The sequence below is a fragment of the Micromonospora sp. NPDC092111 genome, assembly GCF_044755745.1.
Classification (GTDB): Bacteria; Actinomycetota; Actinomycetes; order Mycobacteriales; family Micromonosporaceae; genus Micromonospora.
The window spans coordinates 12729-29724 of the sequence record NZ_JBIVRQ010000001.1; the positions used below are offsets into that span (position 1 = coordinate 12729).

General features: G+C 74.1%; 14 protein-coding genes. 4 read left to right on the forward strand and 10 right to left on the reverse strand.

The window, feature by feature from the left end:
* Positions 1 to 23: 23 nt before the first annotated feature.
* From ACIQG9_RS00055 to ACIQG9_RS00065, 3 genes are all read right to left on the reverse strand, one after another.
* The gene (locus tag ACIQG9_RS00055; protein ID WP_400398739.1) at positions 24 to 824 is read right to left on the reverse strand and encodes an aminoglycoside N(3)-acetyltransferase; all 801 of its coding nucleotides are present in this window, start codon (positions 822 to 824) and stop codon (positions 24 to 26) included.
* Entirely contained in the window at positions 821 to 3145 is a 2325-nt protein-coding gene (locus ACIQG9_RS00060) for an FxsB family cyclophane-forming radical SAM/SPASM peptide maturase (protein WP_400396421.1), read from the reverse strand. The genes ACIQG9_RS00055 and ACIQG9_RS00060 overlap by 4 nt, the downstream gene beginning before the upstream one ends.
* A gap of 241 nt (positions 3146 to 3386) precedes the next feature.
* The gene (locus ACIQG9_RS00065; protein WP_400396424.1) at positions 3387 to 4289 is read right to left on the reverse strand and encodes a DUF4231 domain-containing protein; all 903 of its coding nucleotides are present in this window, start codon (positions 4287 to 4289) and stop codon (positions 3387 to 3389) included.
* Positions 4290 to 4748: 459 nt separating this feature from the next.
* Between ACIQG9_RS00065 and ACIQG9_RS00070 the strand changes: the two genes are divergently transcribed.
* Positions 4749 to 6800, forward strand: coding sequence for a M4 family metallopeptidase (locus tag ACIQG9_RS00070; protein ID WP_400396427.1), 2052 nt, complete (start codon positions 4749 to 4751; stop codon positions 6798 to 6800).
* Positions 6801 to 6978: 178 nt separating this feature from the next.
* On the opposite strand, the gene nhaA is transcribed toward ACIQG9_RS00070, so the two are convergent.
* The 3 genes from nhaA to ACIQG9_RS00085 form a co-directional block, all read right to left on the reverse strand.
* On the reverse strand, positions 6979 to 8307 hold the full coding sequence (nhaA, locus tag ACIQG9_RS00075) for a Na+/H+ antiporter NhaA (RefSeq protein ID WP_400396429.1): 1329 nt from the start codon (positions 8305 to 8307) through the stop codon (positions 6979 to 6981).
* 209 nt (positions 8308 to 8516) lie between these two features.
* Entirely contained in the window at positions 8517 to 10418 is a 1902-nt protein-coding gene (htpG, locus tag ACIQG9_RS00080; RefSeq protein ID WP_400396433.1) for a molecular chaperone HtpG, read from the reverse strand.
* A 64-nt stretch (positions 10419 to 10482) separates the two neighbouring features.
* Positions 10483 to 11151 carry a class I SAM-dependent DNA methyltransferase gene (locus ACIQG9_RS00085; RefSeq protein ID WP_400396436.1) on the reverse strand — a complete coding sequence of 223 codons (669 nt, stop codon included), beginning with the start codon at positions 11149 to 11151 and terminating at the stop codon, positions 10483 to 10485.
* 100 nt (positions 11152 to 11251) lie between these two features.
* Here ACIQG9_RS00085 and smpB point away from each other — a divergent pair, with 100 nt between their 5' ends.
* Complete coding sequence (gene smpB / locus ACIQG9_RS00090) at positions 11252 to 11734, forward strand: SsrA-binding protein SmpB (protein ID WP_400396439.1); 483 nt, start codon at positions 11252 to 11254, stop codon at positions 11732 to 11734.
* A gap of 23 nt (positions 11735 to 11757) precedes the next feature.
* On the opposite strand, the gene ACIQG9_RS00095 is transcribed toward smpB, so the two are convergent.
* Positions 11758 to 12609 carry a hypothetical protein gene (locus tag ACIQG9_RS00095; protein WP_400396441.1) on the reverse strand — a complete coding sequence of 284 codons (852 nt, stop codon included), beginning with the start codon at positions 12607 to 12609 and terminating at the stop codon, positions 11758 to 11760.
* Positions 12606 to 12737: a hypothetical protein gene (locus tag ACIQG9_RS00100; RefSeq protein WP_400396443.1), complete on the reverse strand. Its 132-nt coding sequence runs from the start codon at positions 12735 to 12737 to the stop codon at positions 12606 to 12608. The genes ACIQG9_RS00095 and ACIQG9_RS00100 overlap by 4 nt, the downstream gene beginning before the upstream one ends.
* A 138-nt stretch (positions 12738 to 12875) precedes the next feature.
* On the opposite strand from ACIQG9_RS00100, the gene ACIQG9_RS00105 reads away from it, so the two are divergent.
* Complete coding sequence (locus ACIQG9_RS00105) at positions 12876 to 13448, forward strand: helix-turn-helix domain-containing protein (RefSeq protein WP_400396446.1); 573 nt, start codon at positions 12876 to 12878, stop codon at positions 13446 to 13448.
* Entirely contained in the window at positions 13445 to 14710 is a 1266-nt protein-coding gene (locus ACIQG9_RS00110) for an MFS transporter (protein WP_400396448.1), read from the forward strand. The genes ACIQG9_RS00105 and ACIQG9_RS00110 overlap by 4 nt, the downstream gene beginning before the upstream one ends.
* A gap of 36 nt (positions 14711 to 14746) precedes the next feature.
* On the opposite strand, the gene ACIQG9_RS00115 is transcribed toward ACIQG9_RS00110, so the two are convergent.
* Positions 14747 to 15160 (reverse strand): type II toxin-antitoxin system Phd/YefM family antitoxin, encoded by a 414-nt coding sequence (locus tag ACIQG9_RS00115; RefSeq protein WP_400396451.1) that lies wholly within the window; start codon positions 15158 to 15160, stop codon positions 14747 to 14749.
* Positions 15161 to 15252: 92 nt separating this feature from the next.
* Complete coding sequence (locus tag ACIQG9_RS00120; protein WP_400396454.1) at positions 15253 to 16995, reverse strand: M28 family peptidase; 1743 nt, start codon at positions 16993 to 16995, stop codon at positions 15253 to 15255.
* Between the last annotated feature and the right edge of the window lies 1 nt (position 16996).

The window sequence follows — 16996 nt, forward strand, 5'->3', positions numbered from 1 at the left end:
GCGCCAACCCGGCGCTGTCCCGTTCACGCCGGCCGGTGGTCATCCATCCACCCACGGGCGAGGTCGACGGCGACCCGCAGCCGGACGAGCCGGCAGTCGGCGGACCCGACCGGCCCGCGGTCCGCCGCACCGGTCTGCTCCACCGCCGCGCCGATCAGCGTGAAGTCGCCGTCGTCCAGGTGCGGGGCCGAGAAGTCCCGGCGCACCCGCCGGCCCGCCCCGTCGCGGACGTAGCAGCGGTACGCCCGGCGCGGGGCGGGCCGGCGCAGCCGGTACTCGGCGAGGTGGAACGCGGTGCAGACCGACCAGTCGACGCCCAGCAGCAGCACCAGGGCGTCGGCGGCGTACAGGGCGCCCAGCGGGGACCGGTCGCCCAGGTGGCAGTCCAGGTCGTGCCGCGCGGTCAGCGCCGCCGCGGCCGGGCCGAGCGCGCTGAACGAGGTCTGCGGGTGGACGCTGCGCCGGGCCCCGGCCTGTCGCCGGACGTGCTCGGCGAACACCCCCATCCCCTCCGCCGGGCTGTGCGCGGGGTCGAACGCGGGGATCGCCGCCTCCGCGGCGGCGACCCCGGCCGGGGTCAGCCCCGCCGTGGCCGCCAGGAACGCCCGTGAGGTGACCGAGTTACCGGACGTCTGCGTGGGCACGACCACGGTGCCGGCGACGCCCAGCACCTCCCGCAGCGCCGCGAGCAGGGCGGCCGGGCCCGCCGGGCCCGGCCGGAGCCGGGACAGCGCGCAGTGCACCAGCACGGTGGCTCCGGCGGGCAGCCCGAGCGCCCGCAGGTCGGCGGCCAGGGTGCGGCGGTCCGTCGGGGCGGCGGTCACCGCCACCCGTCCAGCTCGGCGCGCATCCGCCGGGCGAACCGTTCGCCGTCGGCGGTGAGGCTGCCGAGGCCGAGCAGGGCGTCGAGCGCGCCGTCGGTCCACTCCCGGTAGCGCCGGAAGTGGACCGACGCCTCCGGGCCGGGCCGGCGACGCCACACGTCGGCGACGGCGAGGTGGGCGTAGACGCCGTGCAGCGCGCCCTCCACCGGGCGGGGGTCGTCGCGCCAGGGCACCCGTAGTCGCCGGGCGTCCGCCCGGTCGAAGAGGTCGCAGACGTCGAGCACCGCGTCGAGCTTGAGGTGCTGCACCTCGTGGACGAGCAGCACCGCGAGCGCCGCGTCGTCGGCGACCGGGGTGACGGCGACCGCGCCGAACGCGGACCGGGCGGCGGCGCTGCGGGACCGGCCGGTCGGGTCGGGTGCCAGCGGCACCACCGCGCGCAGCAGGGTACGGATCCCGGCGGCGTACCCGGCGGCCTCCGCGTCGACGCGGCGGACCGCCCGTGCCACCTGCCCCGTCCACCGGTCGGCCACCGACTGGCTGAGCCGGGGGGCGACCGGCAGGTCGAAGCAGTCCCGGTAGGGGTCGGTGTCCTCCAGCAGCGCCTCCCACCCGTCGGATCGGGCCGGGCGTACCGGTCGCCACCGGTCCGGGTTGTCCGGGGCGGCCGGCCGGACCTGGACCCGCCGCCGGCCGGCCCGCAGCTCGACCGCGCCACCGGAGACGGCGACCTGCACGGTGGGAGCGTCGGTGTCGAGGACGATCGCGCCGAGGGTCGGCAGGTGCATGGCGCCGTCGCGGACCGGGAGGAGGAGTTCCGCGTCGGCGCCGGCCCGGACCGCCGCGGCGGCCGCGACGGCGGCGAAGTGGGGCAGCTCGCCGGTCGCCCCGGCGCGGCAGCGCTGCGCCCAGCGCCGGACGAAGGGATGGGTCAGCACCACCCGGACCGCGTCGGGCGCGGCGACGTCGAGGGCGACCAGGAGGTCCCAGCCGGCCGACGCGACCGGGTCGTCGGCGGCCGAGGGGCTGATCGCGACCGCCAGCGCGCGGGCGATGCCGTGGTGGACCTCGGCGAGTTGGCGCACCGACTCGACGTCGCCCTGGCCGGAGCCGAGGTCGTCGAGGACGGTGGGGCTCAGCGCGTCTGCCGCCCGGGACTCCGCCGGCCCGGCCGGGGCGGCCATCGACCGGATCAGCACGGCCAGGTCGGCGCAGTAGGCCGACGGGTTGTCGAAGCCGCTGCCCGTGCGGTACCGGTGGGCGAACAGGCCCCCGCCGCACCGCCGTACCAGCGGGCACGCGCGGCAGGTGGCACAGAGCCCGGCCAGGCCGGACTGCCGGACCGCGATCCCGGGATGGGCCGCGGCGTCGTCCACCCCGTGCCGGAAGACGTCCAGGCCGGTGGCGGCGGCACCGTGGAAGGCGGACTTGAGCGAGTCGACCTGCTCGAAGCTGCCGTCGGTCTCGACGACCACCAGGTCGACCGGGCCGAGCCCGACCGCCTCGGTGGCGGTGCCGCCACCGGCGGCGGTGGCCAGCAGGGACTCCAGCAGCCGGATCGGCACCGGACGCCCGTCGGCCAGCCAGCGCCGGTGGATTGTCAGCAGCCAGTCCGCGTACGGCGTGGCGACACCCGTCGGGCGGGCGGGCGGGCGGTCCCAGTTCGCATGGGGCAGGAGGAAGTCGACGCGGGGCGGTTCCTCGGCGAGCAACGCCTCGTAGACCTGGATCGGGTCGTTGGCGAGGTCGACGGTGCACAGGATCCCGGCGTAGACGCTCCGGTAGGCGGGGCGGCGCAGCAGCGCCAGGGCGCGGCGTACCTGGTCGTGGCTGCTCGCGCCGTTGGCGTACCGGCGGTGCCGGTCGTTGGCCGCCCGGTCGCCGTCGAGGGAGATGCCCACCTTGACGTCGTGGGCGACGAGCACGTCGGCGATCGCCGGGGTGAGCAGCACACCGTTGGACTGCATTCGCAGGTCGAGCCGGGTGACCGGCGAGATCGTCCGGCGCAGGGTGGCGGCGGTGGCGGCGAGCCGGGCCGCGCCGGCGAGCAGGGGCTCGCCGCCGTGCAGCACCACCCGGACCGTGTCGAGCCGGTGGGCGGCGGCGTGCTCGGCGATCCGCCGCGCGGTGGCCTCGACGGTGTCGGGCGCCATCACCCGTGGCTGCTGCCGCCACGACTGGTCGGGGTGCTCGTAGACGTAGCAGTGGTCACAGGACAGGTCGCACCGGCTGGTCAGTTTCAGCACGTACTGGCTGAGCGGGGCGACCGGTGCCCGGGGCGCGGCGACGGGGTCAGACGTGGGAGCCGAAGGATGCGACATCGACCCGGGTCGGGTGTGTTGCTCGGCGGTCGTCGATCCGGGCCACGGCGTCGGCCCGGTCGGGCGGAATCTGGCCGAGTGGCGTGCGCCGCACGTCACTCATCGGCGCCGGGTACGGATCGGGCAGGCGTTGGGCGCGGTCCACAGCGGTCCCCCATCTGTGTCGGGAGTGGACGGACATCCGTCCACGGCGACGGCCAATCACGGTTATCGACGACTCTATATGCCACAGCCTGTCATGTCACTGCTGCGCAGCGCCATCTTCCTCGACCATCTTCGCCATCCAGGCGGCGTTGGACAGCGAGATGATCCGCTCCGCCTCGTCGACGAACGCGTCGTCGTCGGTCCAGCCCAGCCCGGACTCGCGGGTGACCCGCAGCCGGGTCAACTGGTCCGCGGTGCGGGCGTACTCGATCTGCTGCTGTTCGTAGCGCTGGGCCGCGCCGTAGCCCGCCAGCGCCGTGGTCACCGCCGCCGCCACGCCGACCCAGGCGGTCAGGCCCAGCCCGTCGCCGAGCACCCCGGCGACCGCCGAGAGCAGGGCGGCGAGGACGGTCAGCCCGGTCGCCGCCCGGCCGATCCGGGCGGCGGCCCGGCCCGCCCGGCGCGCCGCCGGCAGGTAGTAGTCGTCGACCTGCCGGCGCACCCGCTCGGCGAGGTAGCTCGGCAGGTCGGCGACGGGCGGCAGGGCACGCTCGACCGGCGCCACGTCGAGGGTGTGCCCGACCAGGTCCCCGGCGGCGTCCAGGAGCAGGTCCTGGCGGCGCAGCAGGACGGCGTCCCGGTCGGCGCCGGCGAACGGCGCGGTGCGGGCGAGGTACCGGTGGAGTTCCGCCTTCAACGCCTCGGAGACCGAGCGGAGCCGGGTCCAGACCCCGACGGCGTCCCGGGACGCCCACCGCCCCGTCACCGGCACCAGCAGGAACGCGGCGGCGGCGACGATCGCCAGGGCCCGGCCGGCGGCGGGGGCGGAGCCGGCCAGCCGGGCCGCGCCGGTGCCGGCGACGGCCGCGGTGACGGTCAGCGCGGCGACCGTACGCCGCCCCAGGGTGATCCGGTCTTTCGCGGCCCGGGCGGCCTGCGACCAGACGCTCTGCCCCCGCCACACCTGGACGGCGGCGGGAGATTCGTCGATGTCCGGCACAGCCGCATGGTAGGCGACGGGGGCCCGTCGGGGTCGTCCCGTGCCCGCTCCGACGAGCACGACGGACATGACGACGATGTCCCACTGCTGGCCGACCGGGTCTATGCGCACCGGCCGCATGTTCCGGCGAAAACGATCAAGTAGGGCGGCGGTCGGAAATGATCCAGCGAAGACCACCTGTTCAGGGCAGTGCTGGTGGGCCGGTCGGCACCGGGCCGGCACGGTCGGTGTGATTGCCCCACCCAACGGTTGCCCCGGTCAACCCATTGATATGACTGGCAGCCCGTGTGATCGTGCCTCCAGCAGTCGCCAACCCCCGGCGGCTCGCGACGGAGAGTCACCCCCATCCGGGCACGCCGGCAGCTCCGGAGGACCCCCCGTCGCCACCACGCCTCACGCAGCATCGGCGCGCGACCCCACCGGGCATCGCGGCGCCGTCCGAGAACAGGAGCGACCCCCTTGAAGCTCTCACCCCGCCTCGCCGCGCTCTCCGGCGCGGCCGTGGCCGGCCTGGTCGCCGCGGGCACCGCCGCGGCCGTGCAGGCCGCACCCCCGAGCCCCGCCCCGAACCCGGCCCAGGCCCGCGCGATCGCCGCCGACGCGGCCAGCTCGCTGGTCGCCAGCCGCCCCGCCTACCTGCACGCCAGCGCCGACGAAGCGTTCGTGCAGAAGCCGGTCATCTCCTCCGAGGGCACCCAGTACGTGCCGTACGAGCGGACCTACAAGGGCCTGCCCGTCATCGGCGGTGACTTCGTCCTGGCGACGAAGGCGACCGGCGAGGTCACCTACGCCTCGGTCGCCCAGCAGCAGAGCATCGGCGAGCTGGCCACCACCCCGAAGCTCAAGCCCGCGGCGGCCGAGAAGACCGCCCGCGCCCAACTCCGGACGGTCACCGGCGTCGAGGGCACCTCGCTGGTCGTCTACACCCTCGGCGCCGCCCCCGCGCTGGCCTGGGAGACCACCGTCACCGGCACCGGCGCCGAGGGCGCCAGCCGGCTGACCGTGGACGTCGACGCCGTCACCGGGAAGGTGCTGCGCACCCAGGAGCACGTCACCAACGGCACCGGCACCGGCGCGTGGAACGGCCCGGTCACCCTGAGCACCACGCTGTCGGGCAGCACGTACTCCCTGAAGGACCCGACGGTCACCAACCAGAGCTGCCAGGACGCCGCGAACAACACGACGTTCTCCGGCTCGGACGACGTCTGGGGCAACGGCACCGGCACCAACAAGGAGACCGGCTGCGTCGACGCGCTCTTCGCCGCGCAGACCGAGCACAAGATGCTCTCGCAGTGGCTGGGCCGCAACGGCGCGAACGGCAGCGGTGGCGCGTGGCCGATCCGGGTCGGCCTGAACGACCAGAACGCCTACTACGACGGCACCCAGGTGCAGATCGGCAAGAACACCGCCGGTCAGTGGATCAGCTCGCTGGACGTGGTGGCGCACGAGATCGGCCACGGCATCGACGACAAGACCCCGGGTGGCATCTCCAACGGCAACACCCAGGAGTTCGTCGCCGACACCTTCGGCGCGGCGACCGAGTGGTTCGCCAACGAGCCGGCCACCTACGACGCCCCGGACTTCCTGGTCGGCGAGAAGATCAACCTGGTCGGCAGCGGCCCGATCCGCAACATGTACAACCCGTCGGCGCTCGGCGACGCCAACTGCTACTCCAGCAGCATCCCGAGCCAGGAGGTGCACGCGGCGGCCGGCCCCGGCAACCACTGGTTCTACCTGCTGGCGATGGGCAGCAACCCGACCAACGGCCAGCCGACCAGCCCGACCTGCAACAGCAGCACCGTGACCGGCCTGGGCATCCAGAAGGCCATCAAGATCATGTACAACGCGATGCTGCTCAAGACGTCGACCTCGTCGTACCTGAAGTACCGCACCTGGACCCTCCAGGCCGCCAAGACCCTGTACCCGGGTAGCTGCACCGAGTTCAACACGGTCAAGGCCGCCTGGGACGCGGTGAGCGTCCCGGCCCAGTCGGGCGACCCGACCTGCACCGGCGGCACCCCGACGCCGACCCCGACCAGCACCACCACCCCGCCGCCGGGCGGCTGCTCCGGGCAGAAGCTGGCCAACCCCGGCTTCGAGTCCGGCGCCACCGGCTGGACCGCGTCCACGGGCGTGATCACCAACTCGGCCAACCAGCCCGCGCACGGCGGCTCGTACAAGGCCTGGATGGACGGGTACGGCTCGACCCACACCGACACCCTGTCGCAGTCGGTGACCATCCCGGCCGGCTGCACGGCCACCTTCTCCTTCTGGCTGCACATCGACACGGCCGAGTCGGGCAGCACGGCGTACGACAAGCTGACCGTCAAGGCCGGCAGCACCACCCTGGCGACGTACTCCAACGCCAACGCCGCCAGCGGCTACGTGCAGCGGTCGTTCAACGTCTCCTCGCTGGCCGGCACGACCGTCACCTTCTCGTTCAGCGGGGTCGAGGACAGCTCCCTGCAGACCTCCTTCGTGGTGGACGACGCCGCGCTCACCCTGAGCTGACCCCCACTGCCGGCAGCGGCCGGCCGTCGCATCCCGCGGCGGCCGGCCGTCGGCGTACCGCAGGGAGCTGCGCCGCAGGGCGGTGCCGGTGGCGCTGCTCTCCGCCGGGGACACCCACCGTCGGCGGACCCCCGGGCAGCGGGTGCGCGACGCGTAACCCGGCCGGGCCGCGCCCGGCTCAGCGGGCCGCCGGCCCCTCCGCCCCCGTCTGGTAGACGTCCGGCACGCCGTCCCGGTCGCGGTCCACCGTCTCCGCCGCGTGCAGCCGGCGGTAGAACCGGGAACGGACCCGCAGGATCCCCGTGGCGAGCAGCGCCGACAACAGCGAGCCGGTGAGCACCGCGACCTTCACGTGGTCGTCGCGGGCGCTGCCCAGGCCGAAGGCCAGCTCACCGATGAGCAGCGACACGGTGAAGCCGATCCCACCGAGCAGGGCGAGGCCCAGCACGTCGAGCCAGTTCAGCCCCTCGTCCAGGTCGGCCCGGGTGAACCGGGACACCAGCCAGGTGGCCAGCAGGATGCCGACCGGCTTGCCCACCACCAGGCCGACGACGATGCCGAGGGCCACCCGGTCGGACAGCGCGGACACCAGCCCGGTCAGGCCACCGATGGTGACCCCGGCGGACAGGAACGCGAAGACCGGCACCGCCACCCCGGCCGACAGCGGCCGGAACCGGTGCTCGAAGTGCTCGGCCAGGCCGGGGCCGGCGTCGGGCCCGCCCGCCGCCGCGCTGCGCAGCACCGGGACGGTGAAGGCGAGCAGCACCCCGGCCACCGTGGCGTGCACCCCCGAGGCGTGCACCAACGCCCAGGTCAGCCCGGCCAGCGGCAGCAGCAGCCACCAGGACCGGACCCGGCGCCGCACCAGCAGGCCGAACACCGCCAGCGGCAGCAGCGCCGCCAGCAACGGCAGGACCGCCAGGCCCGCGGTGTAGAACACGGCGATGATGACGATCGCGAGCAGGTCGTCGACGACCGCCAGGGTGAGCAGGAAGGTGCGCAGCGCCGACGGCAGGAACCGGCCGATCACCGCCAGCACGGCCAGCGCGAAGGCGATGTCGGTGGCCGTCGGGATCGCCCACCCCCGGACCGCGCCCGCCCCGGCACCGGCCGCGATCAGGGTGAACAACACGGCGGGTACGACCACCCCGCCGACGGCCGCCGCGACCGGCACCGCCGCCCGGCGCGGATCGCGCAGGTCACCGGCGACGAACTCGCGCTTGAGCTCCAGCCCGGCGACGAAGAAGAAGATCGCCAGCAGGCCGTCCGCCGCCCAGGTGGCGAGGCTGAGGTCGAGGTGCAGGACGGCCGGGCCGAACGTGACGTCCCGCACCGCGCGGTAGCCGTCCGCCCAGGGCGAGTTCGACCAGACCAGCGCCAGCAACGCCCCGGCGAGCAGCAGGGCACCACCCACGGTCTCCTTGCGGAGGATGCCGGAGATCCGGCTGGTCTCGCCCCAGGAGCGGCGGGCGAACAGGCTGGGGCGGCGCCGGGTGGCGTCGGTCACGGAAACTCCTCGTCGGCTGGGAACACGTCATCCATCGCCGACCAGACTTCCCGGCACACCTGTTCCCCACCCTATCCGGCGCGCCGGCGCACCGTGCGGCACACCTCGTCCTCGTCGGGCGGGTCACCTGGGCCGCGACGGGTGTCCGGGTCACCCCCGCAGACCGGTCCCGGACCTGGCGTACCCGCCCGGTCCGGGACCGGTTCCGGTCAGAGGGTGCGGGCCAGCCGATCGGCGAGCAGCCGGGCGAACCGGGCCGGGTCGGTCAGCTCGCCGCCCTCGGCGAGCAGCGCCATGCCGTACAGCAGCTCGGCGGTCTCGGTGAGCACCGGGGCGTCCTCACCCCGCTCCTGGGCGGCACGTAGCCCGGTGACCAGGGGGTGGGTCGGGTTCAACTCCAGGATCCGCTTGACCGGGGGCACCTCCTGCCCCATCGCGCGGTACATCTTCTCCAGCGTCGGGGTGATGTCGTGCGCGTCGCCGACGATGCAGGCCGGTGAGGTGGTCAGCCGGGTGGAGAGGCGTACCTCCTTCACGCTGTCGGCGAGCGCGCCGCCGAGGAAGGCGAGCAGGCCGGCGTACTCCTTGGCCTGCTGCTCCCGGGCGACCTCGGTGTCCTGGCGCTCCTGCTCGGTCTCCAGGTCGACCTGACCCTTGGCGATGGAGCGCAGCGGCTTGCCGTCGAACTGGCCGACCCGCTCCACCCACACCTCGTCGACCGGGTCGGTGAGCAGCAGCACCTCGTAGCCCTTGGCCCGGAACGCCTCCATGTGCGGGGAGTTCTCCAACATGGCCCGGTTCTCGCCGGTGGCGTAGTAGATCTCGCCCTGGCCGTCCTTCATCCGGTCGGTGTACCCGCGCAGGGTGGTGGGCTCGGTGTCGTGGTGGGTGGAGGCCACCGAGACCAGGTCGAGGATGGTCTCGGTGTTGTCCGGGTCCTCCAGCAGCCCTTCCTTGACCACCCGGCCGAACTCGGTCCAGAAGGTGCGGAACCGGTCGGGGTGCGCGGTACGCATGTCCTTGACGGTGGCGAGCACCTTGCGGACGAGCCGGCGGCGCACCACCTGGATCTGCCGGTCCTGCTGGAGGATCTCCCGGGAGATGTTGAGCGACAGGTCGTGGGCGTCCACCACGCCCTTGACGAAGCGCAGGTAGTTCGGCATCAGCGCGGCGCAGTCGTCCATCACGAAGACCCGCTTGACGTAGAGCTGCACCCCCCGACGGCCGTCCGCCTGGTAGAGGTCGAACGGGGCGTGCGCGGGGATGAAGAGCAGCGCCTCGTACTCGAACACGCCCTCCCCACGCATGTGGATGGTCTCCAGCGGGTCGGTCCAGTCGTGGGCGACGTGCCGGTAGAAGTCGCGGTACTCCTCGTCGGCGACCTCGTCGCGAGGCCGGGCCCAGAGCGCCTTGCGGGAGTTGAGCGTGGTCACGGTCGGTTCGCCGCCGTCGGTGCCCGGCACGGTCGTCCGGATCGGCCAGGCGATGAAGTCGGAGTACCGCTTGACGATCTCCCGGATCGTGTTCAGGTCGGTGTAGTCGTGCAGGTTGTCCTCGTCGTCGGCGGGCTTGAGGTGCACCGTGACCGAGGTGCCCTGCGGGGCGTCGTCGACCGTCTCGACCACGTAGGTGCCCTCGCCGGTGGACTCCCAGCGGGTGCCCTCGGACTCGCCGGCGCGCCGGGTGAGCAGGGTGACCCGCTCGGCGACCATGAAGGTCGAGTAGAAGCCGACGCCGAACTGGCCGATCAGGTCACCGCCGGCGTTCTCCTTCGACTCCTTGAGCTTGCGCAGCAGCTCGGCGGTGCCGGAGCGGGCGATGGTGCCGATCAGCGAGACGACGTCCTCGCGGGACATCCCGACCCCGTTGTCCCGGACGGTGAGGGTACGGGCCGTCGGGTCGGTCACCAGTTCGACGTGCAGGTCCGAGGTGTCGACGTCGAGGTCGGAGTCGACCAGCGACTCCAACCGGAGCTTGTCCAGCGCGTCGGAGGCGTTGGAGATCAGCTCGCGCAAGAAGACGTCCTTGTGCGAGTAGATGGAGTGCACCATCAGTTGCAAGAGCTGGCGTGTCTCCGCCTGGAACTCCAGCGTTTCGGTCCGACTGCTCACACCAACCTCCTCGTACGGTGGGCCAGATCCGCGCAACAGGATACGAGGTGCCGTGGCGGCCCGGTCACGCCCGGTCGTCGTCCCGACGGACCAGCAGGCATGCCTGGGGGGTACGTTCCATCGCACCGTTGAACTCCTGCGGTGCACGGCACATCCGGGCCTGCTCCGCCAGCCCGGCAGCGTGCAGCAGGGCGGCCACCCGGCCCGGATGGCGGCGGCGGAACGCCAGCGAGACCGGGTTGCCCCAGGCCTCGGTGTAGCGCGCCGTCTCGTCGCCGACCTGGAAGGCGAGCAGCGCGTGCCCGCCGGGGGCGAGCGCCCGGCGGAACTCGGCGAAGACCCTGGGCAGCCGCTCGTCGGGCACGTGGATGATGCTGTACCAGGCGACCAGGCCGGCGAGCGCGCCGTCGCGGACCGGCAGGTCCAGCATGGACCCTTCGGTGAAGCGCAGGTCGGGGTGGGCGCGCCGGGCCTGGGCCAGCATCCCGGGAGACAGGTCGAGACCGGCGACGGCCAGGCCGAGGTCACGCAGGTGCCCGGTGATCCGGCCCGGCCCGCAGCCCACGTCGAGCACCGGCCCGCCCCCGCCGGCCAGGACGGTCTCGGCGAAGGCCGCGAGCATGGCCCGGTCGAACGGGCGGACGGCCAGCTCGTCGCGGAACCGGACGGTGTACTCGGCGGCCATCGTGTCGTAGGAGTCGCGGGTCTCGGTGAGGAAGTCGGCGTCGGTCACGGCGGGGACCCTACCGCCCGGGCCACGGCCCGCCGGGGACCTTTCCGCCCGGCCGGCCCGGTAGGGTGTCCGCAGGCAGGTCGGGTCGGGGGAGGTCGTCGTGTCGCGGGACGCGGAGCGCAAGCTCATCGCCGCCAACCGGAAGGCCCGCCACGACTACACCGTCCTCAAGACCTACGAGGCGGGGATCGTGCTCGCCGGCACCGAGGTGAAGTCGCTGCGCGAGGGGCGGGTGTCGCTGGTCGACGCGTTCGCCCAGGAACGCGACGGCGAGATCATGCTGTACGGCCTGCACATCGCCGAGTACGGCTACGGCACCTGGACCAACCACCAGCCCCGGCGCACCCGCAAGCTGCTGCTGCGCCGGGTGGAGATCGCCCGGATCCTGGAGCGGCTGCGCGACGGCGGGGTGACTCTGGTGCCCCTGTCGATGTACTTCAGCAACGGCTGGGCCAAGGTGGAGATCGCGCTGGCCCGGGGCCGCCGGTCGTACGACAAGCGCCAGGTCCTCGCCGAACGCGACGCCAACCGGGAGATCGCCCGGGAGTTGGGCCGGCGACTCAAGGGCCGCCGGCCGGCCTGACCCCAGCCGGTCCGGCCGTCAACTCAGCCCGGTCCGGCCGTCGGCTCGGCGGTGTTCGCGGTGGCGGGCGCGCGGGCCAGCACCACGGTCGCCGCCACGGTGGTCAGGGTCGCCGCGACCGCCCAGGGCAGCCAGCCGGGGCGTACGCCGTCACCGAGCAGGACCACCCCGGCCACCGACGGGACGACGATCTCGACCGCCCAGAGCACGGCGGTGACCGGCCCGACCTGCCCGTACCGCAGGGCGTGCGCGTAGAGGACGGTGCCGGTGACCCCGGAGACGACCAGGCCCCCGGTGACCGGCTCCCGGAGCAGGTCGAACAGCGCCGCGCCGGGACGGCCGAACGGGTCCGACGGCGGGACGAACGCCCGGGCGCAGAGCGCGGTGACGCCCCAGGCGACCCCGGCCAGCGTGGCGCTGACCGTCGGCCGGGTCACCCGCAGCGCCGCCGTGCCGGCCAGCGCGGTCAGCACCGCCGCGACGGCCAGCCCGATCCGCAGCCCCGTCGACGCGGTCACCGGCGGTTCGGGGCCGGCGGCGAGCGAGATGACGGTGAGGGCGGCCACGGTGACCAGGATCGCCGCCGTGTCCCGACGGCGCAGCCGCGCGGCCAGCACGATCCGGGCCGCGACCACGGTGACGGCGAGCGACCCGGCGGTCACCGACTGGACGGCGAAGACGGGCAACTTCTGGAGGGCGACCAGCGAGGCGAACCAGGCCATCGTGTCGCAGGCCAGGCCGGCGAGGTACAGCGGGTGGCCGAGGGCACGCAGGGTGCTGGCGCCCCGGCGGGCCCCGACGGCCTGTAGCACCGAGCCGATCCCGTAGCCGAACGCGGCGCCCACCGCGAGGGCCAGCGCGACCCCGGCGGTCACCGCCCGCTCCCGGCCCGGTCCGGCACGGCGGCCACCACCTGCAGCTCCGGTGGGAGTTCCCGGACCCGGCGGGCGACCAGCCGTACCCGCCCGGGCCCGGCGGCGTCCCGACCCGCCGGCTGCGTCATCCCCACCTCCCGATCCGCTGGTCGTGGTGACCAACTCCGTGGGCCGGTCGGACGTGGCGGCCCGGTCGCCCGGGTGACGCCGGGCAAAATCTACAAGGAGTCTTGTACATCAAGTCTTGTTCGCCTAGCGTGGCCGGCATGGCGGAGGAACCCACCCTGCATCTGACCGATCCCCGGGCGATGCGCGCGCTCGCCCACCCGACCCGGCTGCGCCTCCTCGGCGAGCTGCGGCTCCGGGGCCCGCAGAGCGTCGGCATGCTCAGCGACGCCGTCGACGAGGCGGTCGGCTCGGTCAGCTACCACCTCGGCAAGCTGGCCCAGCACGGCTTCGTCGAGGAGGCCCCGGAGCACGCCCGCGACCGGCGCGAACGGTGGTGGCGCGCCGCCCACGACCGGACGTCCTGGGAGCCGCTGGAGACACTCGACGACCCGGAGCGCCGGGCCGCGTCCGACCTGCTGCGACGGGCCATCCTCGACCGGTACGTCCAGCGCCTGCGCGGCTACCTCGACGTCGAGGCCACCCTCGATCCGGAGTGGGTACGCGGCACCGCCAGCAGCGACTCGTGGCTGCACCTGACCAGCGACGAACTGGTCGAACTGCGCGCCGACCTGGAGGCGCTGGCCGCCCGCTGGCGCAAGCGCGGCGACCCGGCCCGACCGGGCGCCCAGACCGTCTCGCTGATGTACCACGCCTTCCGGGACCCGCGGTGACCCCGCCGCGCCGCCGCGCACCGCTGGTCGGGCTGCTGGTCGGCCACACGGTCTCGCTCACCGGCAACATGCTCACCCTGATCGCCCTGCCGCTCTACGTGCTCGCCGAGACCGGCTCGCCCACCGCCACCGGCCTCACCGGGGCGGTCGCCACCGCCCCGGTGGTGCTCGGCGGCGCGCTCGGCGGGGTACTGGTGGACCGGATCGGCTTCCGCCGGGCCAGCGTCCTGGCCGACCTGGTGTCCTGCCTGACGGTGGCCGCCGTGCCACTGCTGGACGCCACCGTCGGCCTGCCCTTCTGGGCCCTGCTCGGGCTGGTCTTCGCCAGCGGCCTGCTCGACACCCCCGGGCAGACCGCGCGCAACGCCCTGCTGCCGGAGGCGGCCACCGCCGCCGGGGTGCCGCTGGAACGGGCGGTCGGCTGGTACGAGGCCACCGAACGGGGCGCCCGGCTGATCGGCGCGCCGGTCGCCGGCCTGCTGGTCACCGCCCTCGGCGCGCTGCCGGTGCTGGCCGTCGACGCGGCCACCTTCGCGGTCTCCGCGCTGGCCGTGGCGGTGCTGGTGCCCCGGTCGCTGCGCCCGACCGAGCCGGCCGACGCCGGGTCCGGCGGCTACTGGCGGGACTTCGCCGCCGGGGTGCGGTTCCTGACCCGCGAGCCGCTGCTCCGCGCGGTGGTGCTGCTGGTGCTGGTCACCAACTTCTTCGACGCGACCAAGAGCAACGTGCTGCTGCCCGTGGTGGCCGACCGGGACCTCGGCGGCGCGACCGCGTTCGGCCTGCTGGTCGGCGCGATGGGCGGCGGCGCGCTGGCCGGTTCGCTGGTGTTCAGCGCCGTCGGCCACCGGCTGCCCCGCCGGGCCACCTTCGTGTCCGCCTTCGCCCTCGCCAGCGGGCCGCCGTTCTGGGTGCTGGCCGCCGCGCCGCCGCTGCCCTGGACCGTCGCCGTCTTCGCGCTCGCCGGGTTCGCCGCCGGCGCGATCAACCCGCTGATCGGCGCGGTGAAGCTGGAACGGGTGCCGGCGCACCTGCGGGCCCGGGTCTACGGGGTGGTCGGGGCTGGCTCCTGGGCCGCCATCCCGATCGGCGCGCTCACCGCCGGCCTGGCCGTCGACCGGTTCGGCACCACGGCCACCCTGCTCACCGTCGGTACCGCGTACCTCCTGGTGGTGCTGACCCCGCTGCTGGGCGGCCCGTGGCGGACGATGCGCCGCCCGGCCACCGCCGACCAGCGCCGGGCCGACCTGATGCCGACCGGCTGACCACGGGTGCCGGCCGATCCCACCCGGCGACCGGGGTCAGTCCTTGAGCAGGTCGGCGTGGGCGGCGCGGAGCCGGTCGACGGTCGGGTCGGTGCCGGGCGGGACCCGGCGGTCCAGCTCGGCCCAGACCTCGGTCAGGGCGTCGGTGACCGCACGCAGCTCGGCGGCGTGCCGACGGGCGCCGTGCCGGTGCGACTCCTCCAGCCGGCGGGCCCAGCCGGCGGTCACCGCGGCGAGGCGCTCGCCGTCGGCCCGGGCCTGTGCGGCGCTGCGGGCGGCGGGGGCCGGCACGATCGCGGCGACCGGCCGGGGGTCGCCGTCGCGGGTGACCAGGGTGACCGTGTCGGTCAGCTCGGCCATCGCGACGAGTTGGGTCAGCCGGGTGCGCAGCTCGCGCAGCGGCACGGAACGGGGTCGCCCACTGTGGTGGGTCAGCGCGGGGGCAGCCATGGCGTCATGGTCCGACCCGGGTACGACATTTATCATCGTGACGGTCCTCCGGCCGGGTGGGGCGGGCGGTCGGCCCGCCCCACCCGGGTCGCTCAGCTCGCCTGCAACGTCACGTCGTCGATGACGAAGCTGGTCTGCAGGGAGGCGTCCTCGGTGCCGGTGAACTTCAGGGTCACGGTCTGCCCGGCGTACGCGCCGACGTTGAACGAGCGCAGCGTGTAGCCGGTCGCCGCGTTGAGGTTCGAGTACGTCGCCAGGGTGGTCGTGTTCACCTGCACGGTCAGCTTGTCGTAGGCCGTGCCGGTGGTGGTCTCGGCGGTGTCGACGTGCAGGTAGAAGCCGAGGGTGTAGGTCGTGCAGCCGGCCGGCACGGTCACCGTCTGGGAGAGCGTGTCGCTGTGGGTGCTGCCGTAGCCGTCCAGCCACGCCTTGTAGGTGCCGGTGCGCGCCGGCTGGTTCGGCGAGTTGGTGATGACGCCCGTGCTGGCCGTCCACGGGGTGGTGCCGGACTCGAAGCTGCTGTTGCCGACGACCTGGCCGCCGGTGCAGCCACCGCCGGTGCCGGTGACCGTCAGGGTGTAGCTGGCCGTCCGGGTGGCGGAGCCGGTGCCCGTCACGGTGACGGTGAAGGTGCCGGTGGTGGCGGTCGAGGACGCGTTGACCGTCATGGTCGCCGAGCCGCCCGAGGTCACCGACGACGGGCTGAACGAGACCGTGACGCCGCTGGGCGCCCCGCTGGCCGACAGGGCGACCGTCTGGGCGCTACCGCTGGTGGTGGCGGTGCTGACCGTGGCGGTGGTGGACCCGCCCCGGGCGACGGTGCCGGAGGTCGGGCTCACCGCGACGGAGAAGTCGTTGGTCGGGGTGCCGCCGCCGACCGCGAGGTCCCAGATGGCGTACGCGACACCGTCCGCGCTGCGGTTCAACCCGGTGGCGTTGATGTTGCTGGTGGTGTCGCAGGCCCGGTGGTAGCACGGGTCGTACGAGGCGCCGGCGGTGCCGCCCCACTTGGTGGCCTGCGCCGAGGTCTTGGTGGCGCTGGCCCCCATCGCGTACCCGGAGGTCGGGATGCCGGCCTGCTGGAACGAGTAGTCGTCGGAGCGGCCCTGGCCCTCGACGTTCTCCTCCGGCGCCAGCCCGAGGGAGTCCCAGTACGCCTTCAGCGGCGCGGACGTGGTGGAGGTGACCCGGTTGATGAAGTAGCCGCCGTTGGTCGAGGCGACCATGTCGAAGTTGTAGTAGCCCTTGATGTAGCCCTTCTGGGTGGCGCTGAGCGAGTTCACGTAGAACTTCGAGCCCTGCAGGCCCTGCTCCTCGCCGTTCCACCAGGCGAACCGGACCCGCTTGGTCATGGTCGGGTTCTGCTGGGCCAGCACCAGGGCGTTCTCCAGCAGCACGGAGGAGCCGGAGCCGTTGTCGTTGATGCCCGGTCCGGCGGCGACGCCGTCCAGGTGGGCGCCGAACATGACGACCTGGTCGGTCGGGCCCTGCGGCCACTCGGCGATCACGTTGTTGCCCGGGTAGGTGCAGTTGGTGCAGTTCTGCTCGGTGACCGTGTAGCCGGCGGCCTGGAGCTTGGACTTCACGTAGCTGACCGAGGCCGTGTAGCCGGCCGAGCCGGCCCGCCGGTTGCCGCCGTTGCTGGTGGCGATGCTCTGGAACTGGTTCAGGTGCGCCTGGACGTTGGTGACCGAGACGTCCGGCGCGGCGAGCGCGGCGACGGCCGGCGCGGCGGTGGCCGGTCGCGCCGTCGTCGGGGCGGCCGAGGCCGGTGGCGCGGCCAGGGTGAGCGTCGCCGCGGTGAAGGCGGCGAGCGCGAGGGTTCTGCGCTTCATG

Bases quoted from the DNA above. Each gene is read 5' to 3' on its own strand.
- ACIQG9_RS00120 (WP_400396454.1), bottom strand. From the start codon at position 16,995: ATGAAGCGCAGAACCCTCGCGCTCGCCGCCTTCACCGCGGCGACGCTC.
- ACIQG9_RS00115 (WP_400396451.1), bottom strand. From the start codon at position 15,160: ATGGCTGCCCCCGCGCTGACCCACCACAGTGGGCGACCCCGTTCCGTG.
- ACIQG9_RS00060 (WP_400396421.1), bottom strand. From the start codon at position 3,145: ATGTCGCATCCTTCGGCTCCCACGTCTGACCCCGTCGCCGCGCCCCGG.
- ACIQG9_RS00105 (WP_400396446.1), top strand. From the start codon at position 12,876: ATGGCGGAGGAACCCACCCTGCATCTGACCGATCCCCGGGCGATGCGC.
- ACIQG9_RS00100 (WP_400396443.1), bottom strand. From the start codon at position 12,737: ATGACGCAGCCGGCGGGTCGGGACGCCGCCGGGCCCGGGCGGGTACGG.